The organism is Falsiroseomonas selenitidurans (genome assembly GCF_012103215.1).
GTDB classification, from domain to species: Bacteria; Pseudomonadota; Alphaproteobacteria; order Acetobacterales; family Acetobacteraceae; genus Falsiroseomonas; species Falsiroseomonas selenitidurans.
In genome coordinates this window covers 48200-74050 of record NZ_JAAVNE010000001.1, presented here as the reverse complement: position 1 = coordinate 74050, position 25851 = coordinate 48200, and the positions used below count along the sequence as shown (strand labels likewise).

26 protein-coding genes are annotated in these 25851 nt (G+C 71.7%); 16 read left to right on the top strand and 10 right to left on the bottom strand.

The features are described 5' to 3' along the window. From HEQ75_RS00355 to HEQ75_RS00345, 3 genes are read left to right on the top strand one after another with little or no spacing between them, the layout of a single operon-like run. Nucleotides 1-936 carry an ABC transporter permease gene (locus HEQ75_RS00355; protein WP_168026923.1) on the top strand — a complete coding sequence of 312 codons (936 nt, stop codon included), beginning with the start codon at nucleotides 1-3 and terminating at the stop codon, nucleotides 934-936. Then, nucleotides 937-1917 (top strand): ABC transporter ATP-binding protein, encoded by a 981-nt coding sequence (locus HEQ75_RS00350; protein WP_168026922.1) that lies wholly within the window; start codon nucleotides 937-939, stop codon nucleotides 1915-1917. It abuts the gene before it with no gap. Beyond that, nucleotides 1910-2959: an ABC transporter ATP-binding protein gene (locus tag HEQ75_RS00345; RefSeq protein WP_168026921.1), complete on the top strand. Its 1050-nt coding sequence runs from the start codon at nucleotides 1910-1912 to the stop codon at nucleotides 2957-2959. Before HEQ75_RS00350 ends, HEQ75_RS00345 begins: the two co-directional genes overlap by 8 nt. Nucleotides 2960-3003: 44 nt before the next feature. On the opposite strand, the gene HEQ75_RS00340 is transcribed toward HEQ75_RS00345, so the two are convergent. Beyond that, complete coding sequence (locus HEQ75_RS00340) at nucleotides 3004-3489, bottom strand: CreA family protein (protein WP_168026920.1); 486 nt, start codon at nucleotides 3487-3489, stop codon at nucleotides 3004-3006. A gap of 41 nt (nucleotides 3490-3530) precedes the next feature. Next, on the bottom strand, nucleotides 3531-5210 hold the full coding sequence (gene ggt, locus HEQ75_RS00335; RefSeq protein ID WP_168026919.1) for a gamma-glutamyltransferase: 1680 nt from the start codon (nucleotides 5208-5210) through the stop codon (nucleotides 3531-3533). 34 nt (nucleotides 5211-5244) lie between these two features. Here ggt and HEQ75_RS00330 point away from each other — a divergent pair, with 34 nt between their 5' ends. Next, nucleotides 5245-5616 (top strand): YraN family protein, encoded by a 372-nt coding sequence (locus HEQ75_RS00330; RefSeq protein ID WP_168026918.1) that lies wholly within the window; start codon nucleotides 5245-5247, stop codon nucleotides 5614-5616. Nucleotides 5617-5668: 52 nt separating this feature from the next. Here HEQ75_RS00330 and panC read toward each other — a convergent pair whose 3' ends face one another. Then, a complete protein-coding gene (panC, locus tag HEQ75_RS00325) occupies nucleotides 5669-6496 on the bottom strand; it encodes a pantoate--beta-alanine ligase (RefSeq protein WP_168026917.1) in 828 nt (275 codons plus the stop codon). A gap of 165 nt (nucleotides 6497-6661) precedes the next feature. Here panC and HEQ75_RS00320 point away from each other — a divergent pair, with 165 nt between their 5' ends. Then, nucleotides 6662-7804, top strand: a complete 1143-nt coding sequence (locus HEQ75_RS00320) for an alpha/beta hydrolase (RefSeq protein WP_168026916.1) — start codon at nucleotides 6662-6664, stop codon at nucleotides 7802-7804. A gap of 15 nt (nucleotides 7805-7819) precedes the next feature. Here the strand turns inward: HEQ75_RS00320 and HEQ75_RS00315 are convergent, their stop codons facing one another. From HEQ75_RS00315 to HEQ75_RS00305, 3 genes are all read right to left on the bottom strand, one after another. Next, complete coding sequence (locus HEQ75_RS00315; RefSeq protein ID WP_168026915.1) at nucleotides 7820-8602, bottom strand: arginyltransferase; 783 nt, start codon at nucleotides 8600-8602, stop codon at nucleotides 7820-7822. A gap of 67 nt (nucleotides 8603-8669) precedes the next feature. Continuing rightward, nucleotides 8670-9155, bottom strand: coding sequence for an RDD family protein (locus tag HEQ75_RS00310; RefSeq protein ID WP_168026914.1), 486 nt, complete (start codon nucleotides 9153-9155; stop codon nucleotides 8670-8672). 24 nt (nucleotides 9156-9179) lie between these two features. Then, nucleotides 9180-11525, bottom strand: coding sequence for a penicillin acylase family protein (locus HEQ75_RS00305; protein ID WP_168026913.1), 2346 nt, complete (start codon nucleotides 11523-11525; stop codon nucleotides 9180-9182). Nucleotides 11526-11673: 148 nt separating this feature from the next. On the opposite strand from HEQ75_RS00305, the gene HEQ75_RS00300 reads away from it, so the two are divergent. Beyond that, nucleotides 11674-12702: a DUF1796 family putative cysteine peptidase gene (locus HEQ75_RS00300; RefSeq protein ID WP_168026912.1), complete on the top strand. Its 1029-nt coding sequence runs from the start codon at nucleotides 11674-11676 to the stop codon at nucleotides 12700-12702. Between the two features lie 205 nt (nucleotides 12703-12907). Here HEQ75_RS00300 and HEQ75_RS00295 read toward each other — a convergent pair whose 3' ends face one another. Further along, nucleotides 12908-14419, bottom strand: coding sequence for an aldehyde dehydrogenase family protein (locus HEQ75_RS00295; RefSeq protein ID WP_168026911.1), 1512 nt, complete (start codon nucleotides 14417-14419; stop codon nucleotides 12908-12910). Nucleotides 14420-14555: 136 nt separating this feature from the next. Between HEQ75_RS00295 and HEQ75_RS00290 the strand changes: the two genes are divergently transcribed. Both HEQ75_RS00290 and HEQ75_RS00285 read left to right on the top strand, forming a co-directional pair. Beyond that, nucleotides 14556-15788: a CaiB/BaiF CoA transferase family protein gene (locus HEQ75_RS00290; RefSeq protein ID WP_168026910.1), complete on the top strand. Its 1233-nt coding sequence runs from the start codon at nucleotides 14556-14558 to the stop codon at nucleotides 15786-15788. Nucleotide 15789: 1 nt separating this feature from the next. Then, a complete protein-coding gene (locus HEQ75_RS00285; RefSeq protein ID WP_168026909.1) occupies nucleotides 15790-16626 on the top strand; it encodes an alpha/beta fold hydrolase in 837 nt (278 codons plus the stop codon). An 80-nt stretch (nucleotides 16627-16706) separates the two neighbouring features. On the opposite strand, the gene HEQ75_RS00280 is transcribed toward HEQ75_RS00285, so the two are convergent. The 3 genes from HEQ75_RS00280 to HEQ75_RS00270 all read right to left on the bottom strand — a co-directional run bounded on the left by HEQ75_RS00280 (nucleotide 16707) and on the right by HEQ75_RS00270 (nucleotide 19372). Then, nucleotides 16707-17000: a hypothetical protein gene (locus HEQ75_RS00280; RefSeq protein ID WP_168026908.1), complete on the bottom strand. Its 294-nt coding sequence runs from the start codon at nucleotides 16998-17000 to the stop codon at nucleotides 16707-16709. Between the two features lie 75 nt (nucleotides 17001-17075). After that, on the bottom strand, nucleotides 17076-18080 hold the full coding sequence (hemB, locus tag HEQ75_RS00275; protein ID WP_168026907.1) for a porphobilinogen synthase: 1005 nt from the start codon (nucleotides 18078-18080) through the stop codon (nucleotides 17076-17078). After that, nucleotides 18077-19372, bottom strand: a complete 1296-nt coding sequence (locus tag HEQ75_RS00270; protein WP_209318272.1) for an O-acetylhomoserine aminocarboxypropyltransferase/cysteine synthase family protein — start codon at nucleotides 19370-19372, stop codon at nucleotides 18077-18079. The genes hemB and HEQ75_RS00270 overlap by 4 nt, the downstream gene beginning before the upstream one ends. Nucleotides 19373-19631: 259 nt before the next feature. Between HEQ75_RS00270 and rpiB the strand changes: the two genes are divergently transcribed. The 8 genes from rpiB (at nucleotide 19632) to nusB (ending at nucleotide 25850) form a co-directional block, all read left to right on the top strand. Beyond that, on the top strand, nucleotides 19632-20093 hold the full coding sequence (gene rpiB, locus HEQ75_RS00265; RefSeq protein ID WP_168026906.1) for a ribose 5-phosphate isomerase B: 462 nt from the start codon (nucleotides 19632-19634) through the stop codon (nucleotides 20091-20093). Beyond that, a complete protein-coding gene (gene glyA, locus HEQ75_RS00260) occupies nucleotides 20090-21388 on the top strand; it encodes a serine hydroxymethyltransferase (RefSeq protein ID WP_168026905.1) in 1299 nt (432 codons plus the stop codon). Before rpiB ends, glyA begins: the two co-directional genes overlap by 4 nt. Before the next feature lie 176 nt (nucleotides 21389-21564). Beyond that, nucleotides 21565-22017, top strand: coding sequence for a transcriptional regulator NrdR (gene nrdR / locus HEQ75_RS00255; protein ID WP_168026904.1), 453 nt, complete (start codon nucleotides 21565-21567; stop codon nucleotides 22015-22017). A gap of 2 nt (nucleotides 22018-22019) precedes the next feature. Then, nucleotides 22020-23132, top strand: a complete 1113-nt coding sequence (gene ribD / locus HEQ75_RS00250) for a bifunctional diaminohydroxyphosphoribosylaminopyrimidine deaminase/5-amino-6-(5-phosphoribosylamino)uracil reductase RibD (protein WP_168027141.1) — start codon at nucleotides 22020-22022, stop codon at nucleotides 23130-23132. Then, on the top strand, nucleotides 23133-23735 hold the full coding sequence (locus tag HEQ75_RS00245) for a riboflavin synthase (RefSeq protein ID WP_168026903.1): 603 nt from the start codon (nucleotides 23133-23135) through the stop codon (nucleotides 23733-23735). Then, on the top strand, nucleotides 23732-24859 hold the full coding sequence (ribB, locus tag HEQ75_RS00240; RefSeq protein WP_168026902.1) for a 3,4-dihydroxy-2-butanone-4-phosphate synthase: 1128 nt from the start codon (nucleotides 23732-23734) through the stop codon (nucleotides 24857-24859). Before HEQ75_RS00245 ends, ribB begins: the two co-directional genes overlap by 4 nt. Further along, nucleotides 24856-25335, top strand: coding sequence for a 6,7-dimethyl-8-ribityllumazine synthase (ribH, locus tag HEQ75_RS00235; protein ID WP_168026901.1), 480 nt, complete (start codon nucleotides 24856-24858; stop codon nucleotides 25333-25335). Before ribB ends, ribH begins: the two co-directional genes overlap by 4 nt. Further along, a complete protein-coding gene (nusB, locus tag HEQ75_RS00230) occupies nucleotides 25323-25850 on the top strand; it encodes a transcription antitermination factor NusB (RefSeq protein WP_328733104.1) in 528 nt (175 codons plus the stop codon). The genes ribH and nusB overlap by 13 nt, the downstream gene beginning before the upstream one ends. The last annotated feature ends 1 nt before the right edge of the window (nucleotide 25851 follow it).

Sequence of the window (25851 nt, the reverse complement as noted above, 5' to 3'; positions counted from 1 at the left end):
ATGTCGGATGCCGCTCTCCGCCGGCCCGGCGCGCTGCGCCGGATGCTGGACAGCGACCTGTGGTGGTCCTTCAGCCATTCGCCGGTCACGGTCGCCTCCGCCATCGTCGCGCTGGTCTGCATCGGCGGCGCCGTGCTGGCGCCGTGGATCGCACCGCACAACCCCTTCGACCTCGCCTCGCTCCAGCTGATGGACGCCTTCAAGCCCCCGGCCTGGGAGGCGGATGGCGACCCGTCCTACCTGCTCGGCACCGATGACCAGGGGCGGGACGTGCTCTCCGCCATCATGTATGGCGCCCGGGTCTCGCTGCTGGTCGGCTTCTGCGCCGTGCTGCTCTCCGTCACCATCGGCATCACCGCGGGGCTGGCGGCAGGCTACCTGGGCGGCACCGTGGATGCGGTGCTGATGCGCATCGCCGACATCAAGCTGACCTTCCCCACCATCCTGATCGCGCTGCTGATCGATGGCGTGGTGCGCGCCGCCCTGCCGAGGGAGGTGCATGACCAGATCGCGCTGTATGTCGTGATCTTCGCCATCGGCATCAGCAACTGGCCGTCCTTCGCCCGCACCGTGCGCGGATCGACGCTGGTCGAGCGCAACAAGGAATACGTGCAGGCGGCGCGCGTCATCGGCATCTCCCGCGCGCGGATCATGGTCAGCCACGTGCTGCCCAATGTGCTGGGGCCGGTGCTGGTGATCGCCACGCTGAACCTGGGCTTCGCCGTGCTGGCGGAAGCGACGCTGTCCTTCCTCGGCGTCGGCGTGCCGCCGACGCAGCCCTCGCTCGGCACCCTCATCCGCATCGGCAACGACTTCCTGTTCAGCGGCGAATGGTGGATCACCATCTTCCCCGGCATCGCGCTGATCCTGCTGGTGTTGTCCGTGAACCTGCTGGGCGATTGGCTGCGCGACGCCCTGAATCCGAAGCTCCGATAAATGACCGTACCCCTGCTTGAAGTCCGCAACCTGCGCGTCGAATTCCCGACGCGCCGCGGCACCCTCGTGGCCCTCGACGACGTCTCCTTCTCCATCGCGCCGGGGGAGGTGCTGGGCGTGGTGGGTGAATCGGGTGCCGGCAAATCCATGACCGGCGCCGCCATCATCGGCCTGCTGGAACCGCCCGGCCGCATCGCCGGCGGGCAGATCCTGCTGAACGGGCGGCGCATCGACAACCTGCCCTATGCCGAGCTGCGCCGCATCCGCGGCCGGGAGATCGGCGCCATCTTCCAGGACCCGCTGACCACGCTGAACCCGCTCTACACCGTGGGGCGGCAGCTGGTGGAGACCATGACCACCCACCTGCCGCTGAACCCGGCGCAGGCGCGGGCCAAGGCGATCGAATGGCTGGAGCTGGTGGGCATCCCCGCCGCATCCCAGCGCATCGACAGCTACCCGCATGAATTCTCCGGCGGCATGCGCCAGCGCGTGGTCATCGCGCTGGCGCTGTGCGCGGAGCCGAAGCTGATCGTGGCGGATGAGCCGACCACGGCGCTGGATGTCTCGATCCAGGCGCAGGTGATCGCGCTGCTGAAATCCCTGGCGCGGGAGAAGGGGACCAGCATGATGCTCGTCACCCACGACATGGGCGTGATCGCGGAGACGGCGGACCGCGTGGCGGTGATGTATGCCGGCCGCATCGTCGAGATCGGCGCCGTGCGGCGCGTGGTGCAGCACGCGGCGCACCCCTATTCCTCGGGGCTCATGGGCTCCATCCCGCCGGTCGGGCGGCGGCTGGACCGGCTGCAGCAGATCGACGGCGCCATGCCGCGGCTATCCGCCATTCCGCGCGGCTGCCCCTACAACCCGCGCTGCCCGCAGGTCTTCGACCGCTGCCGGGTGGAGCGCCCGGAGCTGATGCCCGCCGAGGGCAATCTGGCCGCCTGCTGGCTGTATGACGGAGCGCCGCAGCATGCGTGACGTCGCCATCCAGGGCGTCAGCCCGACCTTCGGAAGCACGGGCGCGGGCCCGATGCTGGAGACCCACGACGTCGCGCGGCATTTCGACGTCTCCCGCCCCCTGGTGCAGCGCCTGATGGCGGGCGAGGGGCGGCGCCTGCTGCGCGCGGTGGATGGCGTTTCCTTCGCCATCGCCCGGGGCACCACCCTGTCCCTGGTCGGCGAAAGCGGCTGCGGCAAATCCACCGTGGCGCGGCTGGTGGTGGGGCTCTATCCGCCCAGCCGCGGCGGCGTGACCTTCGACGGGCAGGATCTGGCGCAGGCGCGGCGCGAAGCGGCGCAGCGCCGGCGCATGCAGATGATCTTCCAGGACCCCTATGCCAGCCTGAACCCCCGCTGGCGGGTGGCCGACATCATCGCCGAGCCGATCCGCGCCTTCGGCCTGGCGCAGACCCGCGCGCAGATCGAGGCGCGGGTGGCGGAATTGCTGACCCAGGTCGGCCTGTCCCCGCTCGATGGCCAGAAATTCCCGCATGAATTCTCCGGCGGCCAGCGCCAGCGCATCTCCATCGCCCGCGCCCTGTCCTCCAACCCGGAATTCCTGGTGTGCGACGAGCCGACCAGCGCGCTGGATGTCTCGGTGCAGGCGCAGATCCTGAACCTGATGAAGGATCTGCAGGCGCGGCTGGGCCTGACCTACCTGTTCATCAGCCACAATCTGGCCGTGGTCCGGCAGGTGAGCGACCGGGTGGGGGTGATGTATCTCGGCCGGCTGGTGGAGCTGGCGCCGGCGGAGACGCTGTTCGAGACCCCGCGCCACCCCTACACCAAGGCCCTGATGGAGGCGATTCCGGACCTGGAGATGACCGGGCGGCAGCGCATCCCCGTGGGCGGGGAGGTGCCGAGCCCGATCGACCCGCCGAGCGGCTGCCCCTTCCACCCGCGCTGCCCGCTGGCGAATGACCGCTGCAAGGCCGAGCGGCCGGAGATGATCCCGGCCCGCGGCACGCCGCAGACCCTGGTCGCCTGCCACGCGGTGGAGGAAGGCCGCGACGCCGCGTGACCGCCGAAGCCCTTTCCCCCGTGGGGGGGAAGGGCTTCGCCCGTCTACCGCACCGGCACCACCGCCACCGCGTTGAAGGGCGAGCCGTCGATCAGCCGGGTGCTCCAGGCCAGGTACACCACCGCGTTGCGGTCGGTGTCCAGGAAGCGGTGCACGCGGGTTTCCTTGAAGAACAGGCTGGTGCTGCTTTCGAACACCACCTCTCCCCGTTCGCCTCGGCGGGCACCGGGCTGCACTTCCACCGGGCCGGTCGCGGTGCAGGTCAGGGCGAAGCGCGCTGGGTCCTCGGCCACGCCGAGCATGCCGGAAAGCCCGCCGGTGCGGGCCTGACTGATGTAGCAGGAGACGCCGCGCACCTCCGGGTCCGTGAAGCGCTCCACCACCACGCGGTGGCTGCGGGTCAGGCCGAGATTGGTGATGGCCGTGTTCACATGGCCGATCTCGACCGTGTCCTCCGCCGCGATCGCCAGGCCGGCGCCGAAGGGCAGCGGGCTGGCACAAAGCATGAGGCAGGCAAGCAGGCGTCGCATCGGTGTTTCCTTCCTCGGCCGGGCGGTGCGCCGGCGCGGCCTCAATCGCCGAGGGCCACGCCCTCGCGCCGCGGATCGGCCGCGCCCAGCATACCCTGCGGCGTGAGGCGGATCGCGGTCAGGCCGGAGTTGATCGCGCGCACGTCAACGCGATGGCCGCGCGCTTCCAGCGCCGGGGCCAGGGCGGCGGCCGGGGTGCCGGCCTCCAGCTCCACCGCGGCGACGCCGACCACGCCGATGCGCGGCAGGGCAAGCGCCTGGGCCGGCGGCATGTCCCAATCCAGCATCGCCACCAGGCTCTGCGCCACATGGCCGATGATGCGCGCCCCGCCGGCCGAGCCCAGCAGCAGGACGGGCAGGCCGGATCCATCCAGCACGATGGTGGGCGACATGGAGGAACGCGGGCGCTTGCCCGGCTGCACCCGGTTGGCCACCGGCCGGCCATTGGCTTCGGGGAGGAAGCTGAAATCGGTCAGCTCGTTGTTCAGCAGGAAGCCATGCAGGAACAGGCGGCTGCCCATCACCGCCTCGATCGTGGTGGTGACGGACACCGCATCGCCGAAGCCATCGACCACCGAGATGTGGGAGGTGCCGGCTTCCTGCTCCATCGGCTGCGGCGCCAGCCGCACTTCCCGCCAGCGCGGGTTGCCGGCGCGCGGCGGGGCCATGGCGCGGTCGCGGTCCACCAACTGGGCGCGCTGGGTCAGGTAGGCGGGTTCCAGCAGGCCGCGCAGCGGCACCGGCACGAAATCCGCATCCGCCAGGTAAAGGTTGCGGTCGGCGAAGGCGAGCCGCCCGGCCTCGCCCAGGAGATGCGCCGCATCGGCCCCCGCGGGGTCCAGCCGCGCCAGGTCGAAATGCTCCAGAACGCCGAGGATCTGCCCGACCGCGACGCCGCCTGAACTCGGCGGGCCGAAGCCGCAGACGAAATGAAGGCGATAGCGGGCACATACCGGGGCGCGGCGCTGCGGCGCGTAGCCGGCCAGGTCGGCCTCATCCATGCCGCCCGGGTTGCGGTGGCGCTGCACGGCGGCGGCGATGGCGGCCGCGATCGGGCCGCGATGCAGCGCATCGGCGCCCTGCGCCGCGACCTGCCGCAGGGTCTCGGCCAGGGCCGGGTTGCGCAGCAGGTGGCCGGCGGGCAGGGGCGCGCCTTCGGTGGTGAAGAAATAGGCCGCCGCGCCCGGGTCGCGGCGCAGCGAATCGGCGTTGGCGGCGATGGCGGCGGCCATGCGGGGCGGCACGGGGAAGCCCGATTCGGCCAAATCGATGGCCGGCTGCATCAGCGCCGCCCAGGGCAGGCGGCCCTGGTCCCGGTGCACCGCCTCCAGCATCCGCAGCAGGCCGGGAACGCCGACGCTGCGGCCGCCTTCCATCGCCTCCGGAAAGCGCATCGGCGTGCCGTCCGGGCGCAGGAACAGGCCGGGGGTGGCGGCCTGCGGCGCCGCCTCCCGCCCGTCCCAGCCGGACAGGGCGCGGGTCTCGGCATCGAAATGCAGCAGCAGCGCGCCGCCGCCGATGCCGCTGGCCTGCGGCTCCACCAGTGTCAGCATCACCGCGGTGGCCACCGCCGCATCCACGGCGCTGCCGCCCTGCCGCAGCATGGCGAGGCCGGCATCCGCCGCCAGCGGATTGGCCGCGGCCACCATGTGGCGCCGTGCCGGCTGCGCCTCCGCCAGGCTGGGCAGCAGGAAGACGAGGCAGAGCAGGACAGCGCGCATTGGGTTCACCGTGCGGTTGTGCACAGACTAGGCGATGCACGAACGACTTGCCATCCGCCGCGCCACCGAGGCACGCGGCCGCCAGGCGGAAGCGCTGGCCGAGGCCGCGCTGGTGGCGGAGGGATTTGCGCCGCTGGCGCGCCGCTGCCGCACCGCTGCCGGCGAGATCGACCTGGTGGTGGAACGCGACGGGCTGCTGGTCTTCGTCGAGGTCAAGGCCCGGGCCACGCTGGCCGGGGCGGCGCAGGCCCTGGCGCCGCGCCAGCAGGCCCGGCTTCTGGCAGCCGGCGAGGCCTGGATGGCGGCCAACCCCGGCCATGGCGCGGCCGGCGTGCGCTTCGACCTGCTGCTGGTGGACGCCGCCGGCCGCCTCCGCCGCATCGCCGATGCGATCCGGCAGGGCTGACAGGCGGCGCACGAAGGTGAAACCTTCCTGCGCCGGGTATGAGGGGCGCGCGCTACAGCGCCATGTTGTCCAGCAGCCGCACCGCGCCCAGCCGGGCCGCCGCCAGCAGCCGGCCCGGCCCGCCTTGCCAGGGGGTCAGCGTCGCGGGTTCCACCAGCGCCAGGTAGTCCGGCGCGAATCCGGCCCCCCGCAGCCGGGCCTCCGCCCGCGCCAATTCGGCCGCCGGGGCGGCGCCGGCGCGGATGGCATCCAGCGCCACCTGCATGGTGCGCGGCAGCAGGGGCGCCAGGGCGCGTTCCGCCGGCCCCAGAAGCTGGTTGCGGGAGGAACAGGCCAGGCCATCACCCTCCCGCACCGTGGGGTGCGGCAGGATGCGAACCGGCAGGTCGAGGTCGGCGACGACGCGGTTGATCACCTGCAGCTGCTGCCAATCCTTCTCCCCGAACACCGCCACATCCGCCTGGGTCTGGCTGAACAGCTTGGTGCAGACGGTGGCGACGCCGCGGAAATGCTCCGGCCGCACCGCGCCCTCATACCCCTGGGCCGGGCCGGCGACCTCGATGCGCGTGGCGCTGCCGGGCGGGTACATGGTCGGCACGTCCGGCATCCACACCAGGTCGCACCCGGCGGATTCGAGCTTGGCCAGGTCGCCTTCCTCGTCGCGCGGGTAGCGGGACAGGTCCTCGGCCGGGTTGAACTGCAGCGGGTTGACGAAGATGGAAACCGCCACCGTCTCCGCCGCCGCGCGCGCCGCCGCCACCAGTGCCAGGTGGCCCTGGTGCAACGCCCCCATGGTCGGCACCAGCGCCAGGCGGCGCGCGCCGGCGCACGCCTCGGCCCTGGCGCGCCGCAGCGCCTGCAGGTCGCGCAGGATCAGCATCGGCCCAGCTCCATGTCGAGGCTCCCCATGACAGCACCGCAGGCTCGCGGGCCTGCCGCCGCAGGTCCAGCGCAGCTGGCGCAGGGCAGTTCGCCGGCCAGCACATGCGCCTGGACAGCGCCGGCCCGCGCATGATCGGATGCCGCCGCAACCGGGGGTGGGTCCATGCCGAAGCGCAGCGCCAGCAAGCCGGCCGTGAAGCCGGCCGTGAAGCCAGCCAGGCACAGCACCACCATCAGCTTCGCCACCAACCGGGAAAAACTGTCCGAGGGCTTCGGCAAGGATGCGGCGGAAGGCAAGGCCGGCGCCCGCCAGCTCTGGCTTGGCCAGGTCGAGATCAGCTGGGTGGGCGATCCGATCGAGACCGAGGCGCCGCGGCAATTGCTGCGCGCGCCGGCGATCGACGGCGATGACGACTTCAAGGACCCCGACCACGGCGCCTGCGCCCGCGTGCTGGATGGCTGGCTGGCCGGGGCGGCCGCCCGCGGCGCGCTGCCGCTGCTGTTCATCCACGGCTTTGCCAACAGTTTCAGCGACGCGATGCAGCGTGCCGCGCAGATCGAGGAGTTCTACGCCGACGCGAAGCTGGACCTGGCGATCCTCGCCTTCTCCTGGCCCTCCGACGGGCAGGTGATCGACCTGTCGCGGCTGGAGGAGGAAGCCGGGGTGGCGACGCAGTACCTGGACGACCAGAGGGACGCGACCGCCGCCGGCCCGGCGGTGGCCCGCCTGCTGCGGGAGGTGTGGCGCGCCCGGCAGCGGGCCGGCGCGCCGCGCCTGGCGCTGCTGGCGCACAGCATGGGCAACCACGCCCTGGCCAGCGGCCTGGCGGCGATGAACAACGGGCTGCTGACGCGCGAGCTCGGCGGGCTGTTCGCCCAGGCGCTGCTGGTGGCCGCCGATGTCGAGAGCACCTGCTTCGAGCCGGGCCAGCCGATGCGCCTGCTGCCGCAACTGGCGGAGCGCGTCTGCGTGCTGACCAGCCAGGACACCACGCTGTCGAAGCTCAGCAAGATCGCCAATGGCAATCGCCGTCTCGGCCATTACGGCCCGGCCTCGCTGGCTGGGCTGCCGGAGGCGGTGCAGGTGGTGGATTGCTTCGCCGGGCTCGACTGGGGCAGCCGCGACCGGATCCTGGCCAAGGGCGGCACGGAATGGGACGTGGTGCAGCACCAATGGTACCGCAATGATGTGAAGGCCCGCGCCGCCATCGCCGCGCTGCTGTCCGGCGCCGCGCCGCCCTTCACCGCGCTGGAAGCCGCCCTGCAGACCGAGGCGGAACGCAGCCGCCACGCCCTCCTGGCCTGAGGGCGGCGGCGGGGCTCAATCCCCGACGCTGAGCTTGGCGCGGTTTTCCGGCGTCTGATCCGCCATCTCCGCCGGGTCTTCCGGCAGCACGCGCCAGACGCCGCCCGAGAGGGTCTCGCTGGGGCGGAAGCGGGATTTGTAGGTCATCTTGGCGCTCTGCGGCACCCAGTAGCCCAGATACACATAGGGCAGGCCCAGGGCGCGGGCGCGGGCGACCAGCCACAGGATGGTGTAGGTGCCCAGGCTGCGCCGCGCCGCCTCCGGCTCGAAGAAGGAATAGACGGCGGAAAGCCCGTCGCTCAGCCAATCCGTCAGGCAGGCGCCGAGCAGCTTGCCGGCGGGGTCGCGGAATTCCACCACCCCCGTGGTGATCGGCGTGTCCTCGACCATGGCGCGATAGTCGTAGAAGCCCATCGCCGCCATGTCGCCATCGCCATGCCGCGCGCCCTGGTAGCGCTGGAAAAGGCTGAACTGCTCGGCACTTGCCCGCGCCGGCAGTTCCGCCGTGGTCAGGTCGGCATTGGCGCGGATCAGCTTGCGCTGCGTGCGGTCCGGCTGGAAGGCATCGGCGACGATGCGGATGGGGATGCAGGCGCGGCAGCCGGGGCAGACCGGGGAATAGGCGATGTTGTGGCTGCGGCGGAATCCGGCGCGGGAGAGCCGGTCGTGCAGCATTTCCGCCTCCGAGCCAGCCAGCTCGGTGACGATCTTCCGCTCCGTCCGGCCGGCCAGATAAGGGCAGGGCAGCGGCGCGGTGGTGTAGAAGAATTGCGGACGGCGTGTGGGGCGATGCAGCATTGGCTTGGGCGTAGTCTCCGCGCTCAGCCGTCGCAAATCAACCACCGCCTGCGCCGCGGCAACCGTATCAGGCGAGCGAGCCGTCATGGTGGTCCGGCCGCGCCGGGATTGACCGGGCCAGCGCGTCCACCCGCAGCACCAGCGTGCCGGAGAACAGGTCGTGCAGCGTGCGCCGCCGGGTGGAGAACAGCGGCGCCAGCAGCGGCAGGCCCCCGGCAGCCCAGGAAAGCGCGTGGAGCACCGTCGCCGTCAGCGCCTGGCCGAGGCTGGGCGGCGCGCCATCCGCCTCCGAACGGACGGTCAGCCCCAGCAGCGCCTGCCCGGGCGTGGCCGATAGGGTGGAGCCGATGCTCAGCGTGCCATAGAGGATCGGCAGCAGCAGCGCCCAGGGCAGCAGCAGCAGCCCGCCCAGCAGGCCAAGCGTCGGCACCGCCGCGAGCGCCGCACCGCCCCAGATCAGCCAGGACAGCACCAGCAGCAGCGCCGCATCCACCACCCAGGCGGCGATGCGGCGCCACAGCACGCCATCGAAAGGGCTTGGGGGGGCGGGCACGGTGCAGGACGCTCCGATTCGGGTTCACGGTGTCAGGCGGATGGCACCCGTCTCGATTTCAGGATGCCGCGTGAGACGAAGAACGCCACCTTCCTGCCATCGTTGCAGCAGGGAGGCGAAATTATCCGACAGCGGATGGCCGGATTGCCCGGTGGCGATGATGGCCAGCGTGCCGTCCGGATCCGCCAGGTCGAACACCGCCCGCAGCCCGGCGCCGTGCTGGTGCAGGAAGGGGTTGGTGCCGCTGCCGCGCATCCCGCCGCGGGAGATCGTCTCGCCATCGCCACCGGTTGCCGCCTCCAGCCGCGTGGCCGCGCCCAGCAGGGGCACGAAGCGCAGCAGCGGGTGCTCGAAGCGCGCGACATGGGCGGCGCCCCAGCGCCAGGCGGCGGGGTCATTGCCATGGGCGGCGGCCAATTCCGCCGCCGCCTCGCCCAGCGCGCGGGTGAGCAGCGGCCCGCAGCCCTCCGCCCCGCACCAGGCCGCGCCGCGGGCGGGATCCAGCAGCAGGCGGGCGAGGAATTCCGGCCCGGCGCCCGTGCCCTCCGGCGCCCCGCCCGCCCGCAGGGCCAGCGCCTCGAAGTGGTGCAGCCAGGCGTGGTGGATCAGCGGCTGCGGCGCCTCGGCGCGCATCGTGCCGTCCCAGTCGCGCAGCAGCGCATGGGCCTGTGCCGGCAGGCCCGCCGGCGGCACAACCTGCCGCAGCACGGGCAGGATCTCGGCGGCCAGCAGGGAAAGCACATCGTTCTGCATGGCGGCGAAGCCGGCGGCGTCGTGCTGCGGACGGGCGGCCAGCAGCGCCTGGATGCGCCGCAGGCGCCAATCCCCATACCAGTCCCGGCCGAGGAACACCGGATGGCCGGGCGGCGCCGGGCGGGCATTGGCGTTGACGATCTGGCCCGATTCCGGGTCCTCGACATGCGGCATGGCGTCGAAGGGCACGAAGCCGGTCCAGTCCGCGCTGCCATCCCAGCCGCGGCCCGGCAGGCTGCCATCGCCACCGGCCCGGACCGGGGTGCGGCCGACCAGGTATTGCGCGATGCGCCCGGCGGCATCCGCCACCAGCAGGGTCTGCGGCGGGGCGGAGAAGGTGGCCGCCGCCGCCCGCGCCTCTGCCACCGAGGTGGCGCGGTTCAGCGCCAGCAGCGCTGTGGCCGTGGTGTCCCCCGGCGCCAGGTTGGCCATGGCGACGGCGAAGACATGCTCCGCGCTTTCCGCCAGCCTCGGCTCCAGGCCGGAGACGACGGGGCCGTGCCGCGTCTCCCGCACAAGCAGGCGCTCCGGCGCCTCCTGCCCGCGCACGGCGATGACCTCCTCCCGCACCGTGAAGGGGCGGGGGCCGTCCGGCGTCTCGTAGTGGTCGGGGCCGGCGAGGCGTTCCAGGAACAGGTCCTGGGTGTCGGAATGGGTGGTGGTGAAGCCCCAGGCGAGCGACTGGTTGCGGCCGATGACGATGGCCGGCACGCCGGGCGCGGTGGCGCCGGCGCGGAAGGCGCCATCCGGCAGGTCGATTCGCGCCAGGTACCACAGGACGGGGGCGTTGAAGCCGAGATGCGGGTCGCTGGCCAGCAGCGCCGCGCCGCTGGCGCTGCGCCGTGGCGCCACCACCCAGGCGTTCGAGGCGGAGGCCGGCAGCGGCGCATCCTCTCCGAACACCGGCACCTGCCGCAGCAGGCCGGCGAGATCGAGGCCGGGCGGCAGGGCCGCCGCGAGGTCCGGGCGGCCCGGGCTGGCATCGCGCGGCCACAGATCCTCCACCTTCTCCGCCGGCAGTGCCGCGTCCAGCGCCGCACGCTCCAGCTCCCGCCGCCAGTTGCCGGACAGCCAGAGGCCCATGACCTTGCCCCAGAGCAGCGAATGCTCCGGCTTCCAGGGCTCCGGCTCCCCCAGCACCAGGAATTCCGGCGCGGCCAGGCGCCCGCGCACCGCCAGCAGCGCGTTCACCCCTTCCGCATAGGCATCCAGCAGGTCGCGCGTCGTTGCATCCAGCGCCGCGAGGTCCGCCTCGGCGCGCGGCAGCAGGCCGAGGGTGCGGGAGAATCGGTCCAGCCGCAGCGCGGCGGGGCCGGCCAGTTCCGCCAGGCGGCCGGCGGCGCCGCGGCGCATCACCTCCATCTGGAACATGCGGTCCCGCGCATGCAGCCAGCCCATGGCAACCGCGGCGTCGCGCTCATTCGCCGCGCGGATGCGGGGGATGCCCTGGCCGTCCAGCGTGATGGCGACGGGCGCAGACAGGGTCGGGATCGCCAGCTCCTCCCGCGCATCGGGCAGGGAGGTGAAGACGAGGGCCATGGCGAAGGCCGCGGCGAAGCCGGCCAGGATGAAGGCCAGCAGCAGCAGCCGGCCGAGGAGGCGGAGGAGAAAGCGCATGGGGCGCCAGATGGACCCGATGGGCCAGGAAGGGAAGCGGTACGGGATGCGGGCCGCAACGACCGCGGCGCGCGCGCCGCGCCACGCTGCCGCTTGACCCAGGCCGGCCGGCGCCGGACACCTGGACTCCACGCCCGCGGAGAGCTCCATGTTCCTGGCGACCCCCGACCGGATTCCCGAACTCCTGGCCACGGTGGAGGCCCGCTTCCCGGCCTTCGACGCCTTCCTTGCGGCGCATTGGCAGCAGGTCGCGGAAGATGGGGAGGAGGGCGCCTATCGCCGCCCTGGCGCCTTCGGCGCCGCCTATGCCGGCTATTTCGTCAGCCCACGGGTGCGACTAACGGCGGAGGATATCGCCGATCTGCGGGCGAAGGCGGGGGCGCTGGGTGCGGCCGGCATGCCGGAGCCGGATGCCGGGCGACTGCTCTATCTTCTCCAGGTGCTGCTGGCGCGAATGGCGAACCTGTCGAATCGCGCGGTGCACCAGCGCCTGAACGTGATCTCGCTGGGGCAGGACTGCCTGCCGCGGAACCTGGCCGCCAAATGGGGGCTGAAGCCCGGCCGGCGCCTGGGCGAGCCGTCCATGCCGTTCGACCTTGCCGTGCATCCCCGCTTCGCGGCGCTGTCCGCCATGGCCGATGGCTTCGCGGACTACCTGGACCCGGCGCAGCTGCGCTTCGGGCCGCAGCGGGGGCACAGCTTCCACGCGCGATACCACATCCAGTGGAACCACGAGATCGGGCCGGACTGGGCGGAGGGCGAATTCGCCCGGCTTCAGGCCCTGTACCGCCGGCGGATCGCGGCGCTGGAATCGGCCCTGTCCGATGGCCGCGGCGCCCTGCTGCTGCTGCACTGGTCCAGCCCCTTCGGCGTCGCCGAGATGGAGGGCATTCGCCAGCGGCTGGAGCGCTGCCTGCCACGGATCGCCAACCGCTGCCTGCTGCTGGTGCTGGTCAGCGGCGCCTGGACCGGCGGGACGGGAGGGGCGGAGGCGCTGCCCGACGGCGGCCTGCCGCTGCTGGTCCGGCATCGCCCGATGCCGCCCCCGCCCTATGTCTGGCACGAGGCGGCGTGGTCCACCCGCGCGGAGGGCCTGGCCTTCGAGGCCGCGATGGCCGACAGCGTGATCGAGGCGGCGACGCGCCTCGACCCGGCCTGCGCCAGCCTGACGGTGTAGCCGCAGCGCACGGTGCCGGTCTGTCGCGGGCCTGGCGGCCAGATGGTGCAGCGGCCGGGACGGGGGCCGGACCGCCCGTCATCAGGTGCCCCCGTGGCGGCGCGGGTTGCCGACGCCTGCGTCGGCGCACCCGTGCGCGCCGGCGGCACGAGGCCGCCGCCGTGGCCGAGGCCCGACGAGATCGGCCAGGTGCCGGCGCCGGCCGTCAGTCCATGTTCACCATGATGGTCTTCTTGTGCGTGAAATGCTCCAGCATCGCCTCCAGCGAGGCTTCCTTGCCGAGGCCGGAGGATTTCACGCCGCCATAGCTGAGGTTGGCCTGCACCACGAGGTTCTGGTTGATCTGCACCAGCCCGGCCTCCAGCCGGTGCGCCAGGTCCAGCCCGACCTTCAGGTTGTTGGTCCAGAGCGAAGCCGCCAGGCCGTAGTCGCTGTCATTCGCCTCCGCCAGCACGGCCTCCGCATCGTCGAAGGGCTGGATCACGGTGACGGGCCCGAAGATCTCCTCCCGCACCAGGCGGCTGGAGGCATCGAGGCCGGTGAAGATCACGGGGCGGATGAACAGACCCTTCTTCAAGGCCGGGTCGGACGGCATGGCGGAGCAGACATGGGCGGTGGCGCCGGGCGTGGCCGTGCCTTCGTCGATGAAGGCCTGCACCTTCTCGAACTGGCCCTGGCTGATGATGGTGCCGATATCGGTCTTCTCGTCCAGCGGGTCGCCCATCACCATGGCGTCCACCGCCTGCTTCATCTCGGCCACGAAGCGCTCGAAGATCGGGCGCTCGACATAGATGCGGCTGGCGGCGGTGCAGGACTGGCCCTGGCGGGTGAAGCGCATGGAGGTCAGCGCGCCGGAGACGGTCTTGGCGAAGTCGCAATCGGCGAAGACGATCATCGGCGACTTGCCGCCGAGTTCCAGCGTGACGGGGATCAGCTTCTCCGCCGCGGCGCGGTAGACGATCTTCCCGGTCTCCACCGAACCCGTGAAGGTCACCTTCTTCACAAGCGGGTGCGCGACCAGCGGCGCGCCGCATTCCGGGCCCTGGCCGGAGACCATGTTGAACACGCCCGGCGGCAGGATGCGGTTCAGGATCTCGCAGATGCGCAGCACCGCCAGCGGCGCTTCCTCGGCGGACTTCACCACCACGGCATTGCCGGCCACCAGGGCAGGCGCGACCTTCAGCGCCATCAGCAGCATCGGCACGTTCCAGGGGATGATGGCGCCGACCACGCCCAGCGGTTCACGCACCGTCACGGACAGCACGTTGGGGGCGAAGGGCACGGATTCGCCCTTCAGCTCGCCGCCCAGCCCGCCGAAGAACTCGAACACATCGGCCACCACCCCGGCCTCGACGCGGCTTTCGGTGCGCAGCGCCTTGCCGGTCTCCAGCGCGATCAGCAGCCCGAGTTCATCGACATGGGCGCGGATGGCGGCGGCGCAGGCATGCACAAGGGCGCCACGCTTGCGCGCCGGCACCTTGGCCCAGGCTTTCTGCGCCCGGGCGGCGGATTGCACGGCGGCATCGACATCCGCCGCATCGCCTTCCGCCGCTTCCGCCACCTGCTCGCCGGTCGCCGGGTTCACCACGGGGAAGGTCTTGCCGGAGCGGGCAGGCACCAGGCGCCCTTCGATCAGATGCACGCCGGACAGCGCGCGAGCCAGCGCGAAGGGGTCGGTGGTCGGCGCCTCGGGGGTCTTGTGGGGCAGGTCGAGCATGGGTTTCCTCCCGCAGGATCACGGCACTATAAGCGGCGGCCGCCGGATGCGCCGGCCGGTCGCCGCAAGATGCGGCCGGCGGCCGCCGCCGGCAATGCCGGGGTAACCCCCCGGGTCGCAGGTTTCCGGGCCGCAGATGAGGGGAGAGGCTGCATTGTCCATCGAGAAGGCGCCGAGCGGGCCGCTGCGCGGCCTCAGGGTCCTGGACCTCACCCGGGTCCTGGCTGGTCCCACCTGCACGCAGATGCTGGGCGACCTGGGCGCCGAGGTCATCAAGATCGAGAAGCCGGGCGCGGGTGATGACACCCGCGGCTTCGCGCCGCCGGTCTGGCCGGAAACCGAAGAGAGCGCCTATTTCCTGGGCGTCAACCGCAACAAGAAGTCGCTGACGCTGGATATCGCCAAGCCGGAAGGCCAGGCCATCATCCACCAGCTGCTGGATGGCTGCGACATCCTGGTGGAGAATTTCAAGGTCGGCGCCCTGGCCAAGTACGGGCTGGGCTTCGAGCAGCTGACCCAGAAATTCCCGGGCCTGATCTACTGCTCCATCACCGGCTTCGGCCAGACCGGCCCCTATGCGCCCCGCCCGGGCTACGATTCGCTGATCCAGGCGATGGGTGGCGTGATGTCCCTGACCGGGGAGCCGGACGGGCTGCCGCAGAAGGTGGGCGTACCGGTGGCCGACCTGTTTGCCGGCCTCTATGGCTGCATCGGCATCCTGGCGGCGCTGCGCCACCGGGAACGCACCGGCCAGGGCCAGCAGGTGGATATCGGCATGCTGGACACCAGCGTGGCCTGGCTGGCCAACCAGGGGATGAACTACCTGGCGACGAAGGAAAACCCGCCGCGGCTGGGCAACCAGCACCCGAACATCGTACCCTACCAGGTGTTCCCGACGCGGGATGGGCATATCGTGCTCTCGGTCGGCAATGATCCCACCTTCGCCCGTTTCTGCGAGGTGACGGGCCAGCAGGCGCTGCTTTCGGATGAACGCTTCGCCACCAATGCGGCGCGGGTGGCGAACCGCCAGTTCGTGACGGAGACGCTGACCCCGGTGATGCAGAGCCGCAGCACGGATGAATGGGTGCTGGCGCTGGAAGCCGCCAAGATCGGCTGCGGCCCGATCAACACGCTGGAGAAGGTGTTCGCGGACCCGCATGTGCAGGCCCGCAAGGTGGTGGTGGAGATGCCGCACGCCTCCGGCGCCACGGTGGAGGTCATCGCCAACCCGGTGCGGCTCTCCGCCACCCCGGCCGATTACCGCGTGCCGCCGCCGCAGCTCGGCCAGCATTCCGAGGAGGTGCTGGCGGGCCTGCTTGGCCTGACCGAGGCGCAGATCGCAGCGCTGCGGGAGAAGGGGGTCGTCTGACATGCGCCGGGGCGGGCTGCGCTATCTGCTGGGTGCGGCCTTCCACCGGCTGGCGTGGACGGAATGGGGGCCGCCCGAGGGCGCCGCCGTGGTCTGCGTGCATGGGCTGACCCGCAACGGCCGGGATTTCGACGTGCTGGCGGCGGCGCTGGCCGGGCAGGGGCGCCGCGTGCTGTGCCCGGACCTGCCCGGGCGCGGCGATTCGGCCTGGCTGCCGGACCCGATGGCCTATGCGCCGCCCGCCTATGTGGTGGCGCTGGGGCACCTGCTGGCGCGGCTGGACGGGCCGGTGGACTGGGTGGGCACCTCGCTGGGCGGGATCTGCGGCATGCTGCTGGCGGCGGCCCCGGGCAGTCCGATCCGGCGGCTGGTGCTGAACGACATCGGCAGCCATGTGCCGGAAGCCGCCACCGTGCGCATCGCCGCCTATGCGCGCCAGGGCCACCGCTTCGAGGATCTGGCCGGGCTGGAGGCGCATCTGCGCCAGGTCCATGCCGGCTTCGGCCCGCTGGAGGATGCGGCCTGGCGCCACATGGCGGAAACCAGCGCGCGGCGCCTGCCGGATGGTGGCATCGCCCCGCACCACGACCCGGCCATCGCCGTGCCCCTCGCCCGGGCCAGGGCCGCGCCGATCGAGCTGGGCGCGGTGTGGGACCGGGTGGTGGCGCCAACGCTGATCCTGCGCGGGGCGGAAAGCGACGTGCTGGAGGCCGCGACGGCCGCGGCGATGGCGGCGCGCCCCGGCGTGGCGCTGCGCGAATTCGCCGGCGTCGGCCATGCGCCCGCGCTGCGTGCGGCGGATCAGGTTGCGGCGGTGGCGGATTTCCTGGCAGCCTGAGGGAGCCAGAAAGAACCGCGTCTCTGCCTTCATGCCCGTTCAAATCCGCGGGCCTTCTCCGACGACGACCTGGAAATGCTCTAGCCGAGCTGGCGCATCACCCGGCCGGCAGGGCGGGCGGAATCCAGCCGCATCAGGCGCATGCGCAGCGCAATCGCCTGCCAGCGTGAAAGCGCGCCGGGCGGCGGGTCCGGCAGGGCGGGCAGGCGGGCGGAACCATCGGCGCCCAGCGCCGCCAGGCGGGCCTGCCGCGCCAGGTGCAGACGCCACCAGGCCAGGACCTTCCCCTCCGCGTCGCGGGCATGGGCATAGGCCAGCCGCGCTTCCACCTCCGCGCGCTGGGCGCGGATGTCGGAGAGGGCGACGCTGCTCATGCTTCCCGATCCCGCATTGCAGCAATCTACCGCCCGCGGCCCCTCCGGTTCAAGCAAAGCCTGCGCGGGTGCCCCTCAGCCCGCCCGCAGCTTCCGCGCGGCATCGACCGCGAAATAGCTCAGCACCCCATCGGCGCCGGCGCGCTTGAAGCCCAGCAGGCTCTCCATCATCGCCCGCTCATGGTCCAGCCAGCCATTCCGGACGGCCGCCATGATCATCGCGTACTCGCCGCTCACCTGGTAGGCGAAGGTCGGCACCGCGAAGCGGTCCTTCACGCGGCGGACGATGTCCAGATAGGGCATGCCCGGCTTGACCATCACCATGTCCGCACCCTCCGCCAAATCCAGCGCCACTTCGCGCAGGGCTTCGTCCGTGTTGGCGGGGTCCATCTGGTAGGTCTTCTTGTCGCCGCCCTTCAGCGACGCGCCGGAGCCCACCGCATCACGGAACGGGCCGTAGAAGGCGGAGGCGTATTTGGCGGCGTAGGACATGATCCGCGTGTGGATCAGCCCCTTCGCATCCAGGGCCGTGCGGATGGCGCCGATGCGGCCATCCATCATGTCCGACGGCGCGATGATGTCGATGCCGGCCTCGGCCTGGATCACCGCCTGGATGGCGAGGATCTCCACCGTCTCGTCATTGGCGACATACATGCCGCCCGGGCCGGGGCGCAGCACGCCATCATGGCCGTGGTCGGTATAGGGGTCGAGCGCCACGTCGCCGACCAGGCCGAGGTCCGGGAATTCCCGCTTCAGCAGCCGGGCGGCGCTGCACATCAGGTTCTCCGGATTCTTCGCCTCGTTCCCCTCGGCATCCTTCTTCGCGGGGTCGGTGGCGGGAAACAGGGCGATGGCGGGGATGCCGAGTTCCGCCGCCGGCGCCACATGCGCCGCCAACCGGTCCAGCGTCACCCGCCTGACGCCGGGCATGGACGCCACCTCGGTTTCCGTGCCGGTCCCCTCGATGACGAAGATCGGCCAGATCAGGTCATCGACGGACAGCTTGTTCTCCGCGACCATCCGCCGGGTGAAGGCATCCACCCGGTTGCGACGCGGGCGCTGGGCCGGATAGCCGCTCATGCCGCGGCGGCCGCCAGCGCCTGGTCCAGGTCGGCGATGATGTCGTCGATATGCTCGATGCCGATGGACAGACGCACATAGCCGGGGCTGACGCCGGAGGCCGCCTGCTCCTCCGCCGAGAGCTGGCTGTGGGTGGTGGTGGCCGGGTGGATCGCCAGGCTGCGAGCGTCCCCGATATTCGCGACGTGGTAGAACATCGTCAGCGCCTCGATGAACCTGCGCCCGGCCTCGGCGCCCGCCTTCAGCTCGAAGCCCATCAGGCTGCCATAGCCGCCCTTCAGCGCGGCATCGGCGCGGCGCTTCGATTCGCCGGTCATCAGGCTGGGATGCGTCACGCTGGCCACCGCCGGGTGGCCGGCGAGGAAGGCCGCGACCTTGATGGCGTTGGCGCAGTGGCGCTCCATCCGCAGGGGCAGCGTCTCCAGCCCCTGGAGGGTCAGGAAGGCGTTCATCGGCGCCATCGGCGCGCCCAGGTCGCGCAGCAGGATCACCCGCATGCGGATGATGTAGGCAATCGGGCCCAGCGGCTTCACGGCCTGGGTCCAGACGGCGCCGTGGTAGCTGGCATCGGGCTTGTTCAGGGTGGGGAAGCGGGCGGCATTGGCCTCCCAGTCGAAATTGCCGCCATCCACCACCACGCCGCCGATGCTGGTGCCGTGGCCGCCGATCCACTTGGTGGTGGAATGCATGACGATGGCCGCGCCCAGCGCCAGCGGCTTGCACAGGATGGGGGCGGCCGTGTTGTCCATGATCAGCGGCACGCCGAGCTTGCGGCCCAGCGCCGCCACCTCCGCGATCGGGAAGACCTGCAGCTTCGGATTGGGCAGGGTTTCCGCATACCAGCAGCGGGTGCGGTCATCGGTGGCGTCGGCGAAGGCCTGCGGGTTGGCCGGGTCCACGAAGCGGACCTCGATGCCGAAGGATTTCAGCGTGTTGGCGAACAGGTTCCAGGTGCCGCCATAGAGGTCGGTGGAGGAAACGATGTTGTCCCCCGCCTCGCAGAGGTTCAGCACGCAGAAGGTGGTCGCCGCCTGGCCGGAGCCCAGCGCCAGCCCCGCCACGCCGCCTTCCAGCGCCGCCACGCGCTTTTCCAGCACGTCCACGGTGGGGTTCATGATGCGGGTGTAGATGTTGCCCATCTCCGCCAGGCCGAACAGGCGCTGGGCGTGGCCGGTATCCTGGAACTGGAAGCTGGTGGTCTGGTGGATCGGCACCGCCACCGAACCCGTCGTGGGGTCGGCGCGCCAGCCGGCGTGCAGGGCGATGGTTTCCGGATTTGCCGACGACGCCATGATCTGGTTCTCCTGTCCCGGCCGCATCCGTTCCACGTCCGGGGGGGCGGAGGCAAGGCGGGGCTTGGGCTGCTGCGCCGGCGCCGGGCAGGGGATGCGGCGTCTCCCGCCCCAGGGCAGGCGGGAAAGATCCTGCCATGGGCCCGCGCCGCGTCCAGTCCAGGCCGCGCGGCGGCGGCGGCGGCGCAGGTCTGGGATGCGCCACAACCCCTGGCGGCAGTGGTTCCGGGCGGACACATGGCATGGTAACAGCCTTGGCATGATCCCTGCCGAAACCCCCATCGCCCTCGGCGCCGACCATGCCGGCATCGGCCTGAAGGCCACGCTGCGCGCGGCGCTCGAAGCCGCCGGCCATCCCGTGCAGGATTTCGGAACGCATGGGCCGGAAAGCGTCGACTACCCGGATTTCGCCGCCGCCGTCTGCGCCGCGGTGGCCGAAGGCACGGTGCGGTTTGGCGTCCTGGTCTGCGGCACCGGCATCGGCATCTCCATCGCCGCCAACCGCCACCCCGACATCCGCTGCGCCCTGGTGCATGACGCCACCGGCGCGCGCCTGACGCGGCAGCACAATGATGCCAATGTGCTGGCCCTCGGCGCCCGGATGATCGGCGCGGAGGTGGCGCTGGACGCCTTGAACGTCTTCCTCACCACCCCCTATGAGGGCGGCCGGCACGACCGGCGAGTCCTGAAGCTCAGCCCCGGATGGAGCCCGTCCCGATGAACGAGACCACGCCGGCGGTGACCCCCGCCCGATTCTTCCAGGCCCCCGTGGCCGAGACCGACCCGGCCATCGCCGCCACCCTGCATGAGGAGCTGGTGCGCCAGCAGGATGGCATCGAGCTGATCGCCAGCGAGAACATCGTCTCCCGCGCCGTTCTGGAGGCGCAGGGCTCGGTGCTGACCAACAAGTATGCGGAAGGCTACCCCGGCCGCCGCTACTATGGCGGCTGCGAGGTGGTCGATGTGGCGGAGACCCTGGCGATCGAGCGCGCGAAGCAGTTGTTCGGCTGCGGCTTCGCCAATGTGCAGCCGCATAGCGGGGCGCAGGCCAACCAGGCGGTGTTCTTCGCGCTGATGCAGCCGGGCGACACCTTCATGGGCCTGGATCTGGCCGCCGGCGGCCACCTGACCCACGGTGCCCCCGCCAACCAATCGGGAAAGTGGTTCAAGGTGGCGCCCTATACGGTGCGGCGCGAGGACCAGCTGATCGACATGGAGGAAGTGGCCCGCATCGCGCGGGAGACGAAGCCCAAGGTCATCATCGGCGGCGGGTCCGCCTATGCCCGCACCTGGGACTTTGCCCGCTTCCGCCAGATTGCGGACGAGGTCGGCGCCTTCTTCATGGTGGACATGGCGCATTTCGCCGGGCTGGTCGCCGGCGGCGCGCATCCTTCGCCCTTTCCCCATGCGCATGTGGTCACCACCACCACCCACAAGACCCTGCGCGGCCCCCGCGGCGGCATGATCCTGACGAATGACGAGGCGCTGGCGAAGAAGTTCAACAGCGCCGTCTTCCCCGGCCTGCAGGGCGGCCCGCTGATGCATGTGATCGCCGCCAAGGCGGTGGCGTTCGGGGAGGCGCTGCGCCCCGAATTCCGCAGCTATGCCCGCCAGGTGGTGGCCAATGCCCAGGCGCTGGCGGCGGAGTTGAAGCGCCAGGGGCTCGACCTCGTCACCGACGGCACGGACAACCACCTGGTGCTGGTGGATCTGCGGCCGAAGAAGCTGACCGGCAAGGCGGCGGAGGGTGCGCTGAACCGCGCCCACCTGACCTGCAACAAGAACGGCATCCCCTTCGACCCGGAGAAGCCGATGGTGACCTCCGGCGTCCGACTCGGCAGCCCGGCGGCCACCACCCGCGGTTTTTCTGAGATCGAGTTCACCGAGATCGGCAAGATGATCGGCGACGTGCTCGACGGGCTGGCGCAGGCCAACAGCCCGGAGGCCAACGAGGCGGTCGAGGGCGCCGTGAAGGCCCGCGTGCTGGAGCTTTGCCGCCGCTTCCCGATCTACTGAGGGCAAGGTGAAAACCACCCACGCTGGCGGCCCGCGCACTTCGGCGGGCCGCGCGTCCGGACGGACGCCACGCCCGGGCCATCAGCTTGAGCTGCCGCAGCCGTGCAGGGCGCGAAGGCAAGCGCGCGCCCGTCACGCCCATGGCGTGCCTCCGGCGCGGCTGAGGGCATAGATCCATGCGCTGTCCCTTCTGCGGGCACGAGGACACGCAGGTGAAGGACAGCCGTCCGGCGGAGGATGGCGGCGCGATCCGGCGCCGGCGGTCCTGCCCGGCCTGCGGCAACCGCTTCACGACCTTCGAGCGCGTGCAGCTGCGAGAGCTGGTGGTGATCAAGACCGATGGCCGCCGCGTGCCCTTCGACCGCGACAAGCTGGCGCGGTCCGTCCGCGTGGCGCTGCGCAAGCGCCCCTTCGACGACGAGCGGATCGAGCGCATCGTCACCGGCATCCAGCGCCGCCTGGAAGTGGAGGCGGACAGCGAAGTGCCCTCCCGCCGCATCGGCGAGGTGGTGATGGAAACGCTGCGCGACGTGGACGAGGTGGCCTATGTCCGCTTCGCCAGCGTCTACCGCAACTTCCGGGAAGCCAAGGATTTCCGGCAGTTCCTGGGGCAGATCGACGGATCTTGACCGTGGAAGACGCGGCGCACATGCGGGCCGCCCTGGCGCTTGCCGGGCGCGGCCTGGGCAATACCTGGCCCAACCCGGCGGTCGGCTGCGTCATCGTCGCGGCGGATGGCGCCGTGGTCGGGCGCGGCTGGACCCAGCCCGGCGGCCGCCCGCATGCGGAGACGGAGGCGCTGCGCCGCGCCGGCCATGCCGCCCGTGGCGCCACCGCCTATGTCACGCTGGAGCCCTGCTGCCATTGGGGCCGCACCCCACCCTGCACCGATGCAATGATCGCCGCCGGCGTCGCCCGGGTGGTGGTGGCGATGCGCGACCCGGATCCGCGCGTCGATGGCGAAGGTTTTTCCCGGCTGCGCGCGGCCGGCATCGCGGTGGAGGAGGGGCTGCTGGCGGCGGATGCGGCGGCGCTGAATGCCGGCTTCCTCAAGCGGCTGCGCCAGGGCCTGCCGCTGGTGACGCTGAAGCTCGCCACCACGCTGGATGGCCGCATCGCCACCGCCTCCAAGCAGAGCCGCTGGATCACCGGGCCGGAGGCGCGCCGCGCCGCGCATGGGCTGCGCGCCCGGCACGACGCCATCCTGGTGGGCAGCGGCACGGTGCTGGATGACGACCCGGACCTGACCTGCCGCCTGCCCGGCGGCGTGCCGATCCCGGCGCCGCGCGTGGTGGCCGATGCCCGGCTGCGCATCCCGCCCTCCGCGCGCCTGGTGCGCACGGCGCGGCAGGTGCCGACGCTGGTCGCCACCCTGGCCGGCCATCCGGATTCCGCGCTCGCCCCGCTGCGAGAGGCCGGGGTGGAGGTGCTGGAGATGCCGGCGGGCCCCGAGGGCCTGGCCATGCGCGGCATCCTGTTGGCGCTGGCCGCGCGCGGCATCACCCGGGTCCTGGCCGAAGGCGGGTCCGGCATCGCAGCCTCGCTGTTGCGGGAAGGGCTGGTGGACCGGCTGGCCTGGTTCCACGCGCCGATGGTGATCGGCGGGGACGGCGTTCCCGCCGCCTATGCCCTGGATCCGTCGGGCCCATTGTCTGAACTCGCCGAGGCGCCCAAGTTCCGCCGCGTGGCGCACCGCACCATCGGCGCGGATATCCTGACCGAGTTCGAGCGCGAGGCTGGCTGAATGTTCACCGGGATCATCACCGCCCAGGGGGAGGTGTCCGCCCTCGTGCCGATGGGGGAGGGGCAGGACATGCGCCTGACCGTCGCCGTGCCGGAAGGCTGGCTGGAGGGTGCGGTGCTCGGCGCCTCCATCGCCTGTTCCGGCTGCTGCCTGACGGCGGTGGCGCTGGAGCCCGCGGCCTTCACCGTCGAGGCCTCGGCCGAGACGCTGGCGAAGACGACGCTGGGCGGCTGGCAGGTGGGCCGCCGGATCAACCTGGAACGGCCGCTGCGCATGGGCGACGAGCTGGGCGGGCATGTCGTGTCCGGCCATGTGGACGGGCTGGGGGAGGTGCTGTCCGCCACGCCGGAGAACGGCTCCACCCGCTGGCGTTTCCGCGTGCCCGCCGCCATCGCCCGCTTCATCGCGCCGAAGGGCTCGGTCGCCATCGACGGCGTCTCCCTCACCGTGAACGAGGTGGAGGGGCACGAATTCGGCGTGAACATCATCCCGCACACCACGGAAGTGACCGGCTTCGCCACGCTGCGGCCGGGCGATGCCGTCAACATCGAGATCGACATGCTGGCCCGCTACGTGGCGCGGCTGCGGGAATTCAACGCATGAGCACCGTGACCACGCAGACCACCAACTTCCACGACTTCCTCAGCCCCACCGAGGAATTGCTGGAGGAAGCCCGCCGCGGCCGCATGTTCATCCTGGTGGATGACGAGGACCGGGAGAATGAGGGTGACCTGGTGATCCCGGCGCAGTTCGCCACGCCGGACGCCATCAACTTCATGGCCAAGCACGCCCGCGGGCTGATCTGCCTGGCGCTGGCCCGGCACCGGGTGGAACAGCTCGGCCTGCCGCTGATGGCGCAGTCCAACGGCACCCGCCACGCCACCGCCTTCACCGTCTCCATCGAGGCGCGGGACGGCGTGACCACCGGCATCTCCGCCGCCGACCGGGCGCGCACCGTGGCGGTGGCGATCAACCCGGAGCTGGGGCGGGAGCATATCGTCACCCCCGGCCATGTCTTCCCGCTGGTGGCGCGCGATGGCGGCACGCTGGTGCGCGCCGGGCATACCGAGGCGGCGGTGGATTTCTCCCGCCTCGCCGGGCTGAACCCCTCGGGCGTGATCTGCGAGATCATGAACGACGATGGCTCCATGGCGCGGATGCCGGACCTCGTCGCCTTCGCCCAGCATCATGGGCTGAAGCTCGGCACCATCGCCGACCTGATCGCGCATCGCCGGCGGACGGAACGCCTGGTGCGGCGGGTGGAGGAAGGCCAGGTGGAGGCCATCGGCGGCACCTGGCGGGTGATCGTCTATGCCTCCACCCTGGACCAGGGCGAGCATCTGGCGCTGGTGAAGGGCGACCTTTCCACCCCGGCGCCGGCGCTGGTGCGGATGCATGCCTCCTCCCTGCTGCGGGATCTGGTGGCGGGGCGGGCGGAACAGGGGCTGCACGCGGCGATGCGGGCGATTTCCGCCGCCGGGCGCGGCGCGGTGGTGCTGCTGCGCGACTGGCGGCCGGACGGGCTTTCGCAGCAGGTGCGCGCCGGGCGCAACCGGCGGGTGGCCAGCACGGAGATCCGCGACTATGGCATCGGCGCGCAGATCCTGGCCGATCTGGGGTTGCGCGACATCATCCGCCTGTCCGACAACCCGCGCCCCGTGGTCGGGCTGGAAGGCTACGGCCTGAACGTGGTCGAGACGCGACCGATTCCGAAGGACAACACGTGAGTACGAAAGACGCGCCGCAACGCGCCGCAACCGCCATTGCCGGGGCGCCGCCCCGGGTGCTGGTGATCCAGGCGCCCTATTATGCGGATGTGGTGGGCGGCATGCTGCACGGCGCCCGGCAGGTGCTGGAAGCCGCCGGCGGGACGGCGGATGTGGTGGATGTGGCCGGCGCCTTTGAACTGCCGGCCGCGCTGCGCATGGCCCTGGCCGCCCCGGGCAACTGGGACGGCTACCTTCTGCTGGGCTGCGTGGTGAAGGGCGAGACGGACCATTACGACTTCATCTGCGACGCCGTCTGCCAGGGCGTGATGGCCATCTCCGCCGAAACCGGCGTGCCGCTGGGCTTCGGCCTGCTGACGGTGGCCAATCTGGACCAGGCCATCGCCCGGTCGCGCGATGACGGCCACAACAAGGGCGCGGAGGCGGCGCATGCCGTGCTCGGCCAGCTGGCGCTGAAGCGCCGGTGGGCGCTGTGAGCGGCGGCAAGGGCAAGGGGCCCCGCCCGGCCCCCTCCGGCCGCCCGCGCACCGGTGCGCGCGTCGCCGCCGTGCAGGCCCTGTTCCAGAGCGAGCAGGCCGGCGAGAATCCGGAAACGGTGATCGACCAGTTCGTCCGCCACCGGCTGGGCCCGAACGAGGCCGAGGACAGCTTCGGCGAAGGCCGGGTGCCGGAGGTGGATGCCAAGCTGTTCGCCCGCATCGTCCGCACCGCCGCGGCCCGCATCGAGCAGCTGGACGTGGCGATCGCCGCCGCCCTGGCCAAGGACTGGCCGCTGGAGAAGCTGGACCCGGTGCTGCGCGCCCTGCTGCGCGCCGCGGCCGGGGAGCTTTCGGTGCCGCATGAGCCGCCGGCGCGCGTCGTGATCAACGAGTATCTCGACATCGCCAACGGCTTCTTCGTGGGCGATGAGCCGCGCTTCGCCAATGGCGTGCTGGATGCGCTGGCACGCAGCCTGCGCGCCGACGAATTCGCCGCCGCGCCGCGCGGCTGAT

Excerpts from the sequence above, each read along its gene's own strand:
- HEQ75_RS00355 (WP_168026923.1), top strand. The coding sequence starts at position 1 with ATGTCGGATGCCGCTCTCCGCCGGCCCGGCGCGCTGCGCCGGATGCTG.
- HEQ75_RS00350 (WP_168026922.1), top strand. The coding sequence starts at position 937 with ATGACCGTACCCCTGCTTGAAGTCCGCAACCTGCGCGTCGAATTCCCG.
- HEQ75_RS00345 (WP_168026921.1), top strand. The coding sequence starts at position 1,910 with ATGCGTGACGTCGCCATCCAGGGCGTCAGCCCGACCTTCGGAAGCACG.
- HEQ75_RS00340 (WP_168026920.1), bottom strand. The coding sequence starts at position 3,489 with ATGCGACGCCTGCTTGCCTGCCTCATGCTTTGTGCCAGCCCGCTGCCC.
- ggt (WP_168026919.1), bottom strand. The coding sequence starts at position 5,210 with ATGCGCGCTGTCCTGCTCTGCCTCGTCTTCCTGCTGCCCAGCCTGGCG.
- HEQ75_RS00330 (WP_168026918.1), top strand. The coding sequence starts at position 5,245 with ATGCACGAACGACTTGCCATCCGCCGCGCCACCGAGGCACGCGGCCGC.
- panC (WP_168026917.1), bottom strand. The coding sequence starts at position 6,496 with ATGCTGATCCTGCGCGACCTGCAGGCGCTGCGGCGCGCCAGGGCCGAG.
- HEQ75_RS00320 (WP_168026916.1), top strand. The coding sequence starts at position 6,662 with ATGCCGAAGCGCAGCGCCAGCAAGCCGGCCGTGAAGCCGGCCGTGAAG.
- HEQ75_RS00315 (WP_168026915.1), bottom strand. The coding sequence starts at position 8,602 with ATGCTGCATCGCCCCACACGCCGTCCGCAATTCTTCTACACCACCGCG.
- HEQ75_RS00305 (WP_168026913.1), bottom strand. The coding sequence starts at position 11,525 with ATGCGCTTTCTCCTCCGCCTCCTCGGCCGGCTGCTGCTGCTGGCCTTC.
- HEQ75_RS00300 (WP_168026912.1), top strand. The coding sequence starts at position 11,674 with ATGTTCCTGGCGACCCCCGACCGGATTCCCGAACTCCTGGCCACGGTG.
- HEQ75_RS00295 (WP_168026911.1), bottom strand. The coding sequence starts at position 14,419 with ATGCTCGACCTGCCCCACAAGACCCCCGAGGCGCCGACCACCGACCCC.
- HEQ75_RS00290 (WP_168026910.1), top strand. The coding sequence starts at position 14,556 with ATGAGGGGAGAGGCTGCATTGTCCATCGAGAAGGCGCCGAGCGGGCCG.
- HEQ75_RS00285 (WP_168026909.1), top strand. The coding sequence starts at position 15,790 with ATGCGCCGGGGCGGGCTGCGCTATCTGCTGGGTGCGGCCTTCCACCGG.
- HEQ75_RS00280 (WP_168026908.1), bottom strand. The coding sequence starts at position 17,000 with ATGAGCAGCGTCGCCCTCTCCGACATCCGCGCCCAGCGCGCGGAGGTG.
- hemB (WP_168026907.1), bottom strand. The coding sequence starts at position 18,080 with ATGAGCGGCTATCCGGCCCAGCGCCCGCGTCGCAACCGGGTGGATGCC.
- HEQ75_RS00270 (WP_209318272.1), bottom strand. The coding sequence starts at position 19,372 with ATGGCGTCGTCGGCAAATCCGGAAACCATCGCCCTGCACGCCGGCTGG.
- rpiB (WP_168026906.1), top strand. The coding sequence starts at position 19,632 with ATGATCCCTGCCGAAACCCCCATCGCCCTCGGCGCCGACCATGCCGGC.
- glyA (WP_168026905.1), top strand. The coding sequence starts at position 20,090 with ATGAACGAGACCACGCCGGCGGTGACCCCCGCCCGATTCTTCCAGGCC.
- nrdR (WP_168026904.1), top strand. The coding sequence starts at position 21,565 with ATGCGCTGTCCCTTCTGCGGGCACGAGGACACGCAGGTGAAGGACAGC.
- HEQ75_RS00245 (WP_168026903.1), top strand. The coding sequence starts at position 23,133 with ATGTTCACCGGGATCATCACCGCCCAGGGGGAGGTGTCCGCCCTCGTG.
- ribB (WP_168026902.1), top strand. The coding sequence starts at position 23,732 with ATGAGCACCGTGACCACGCAGACCACCAACTTCCACGACTTCCTCAGC.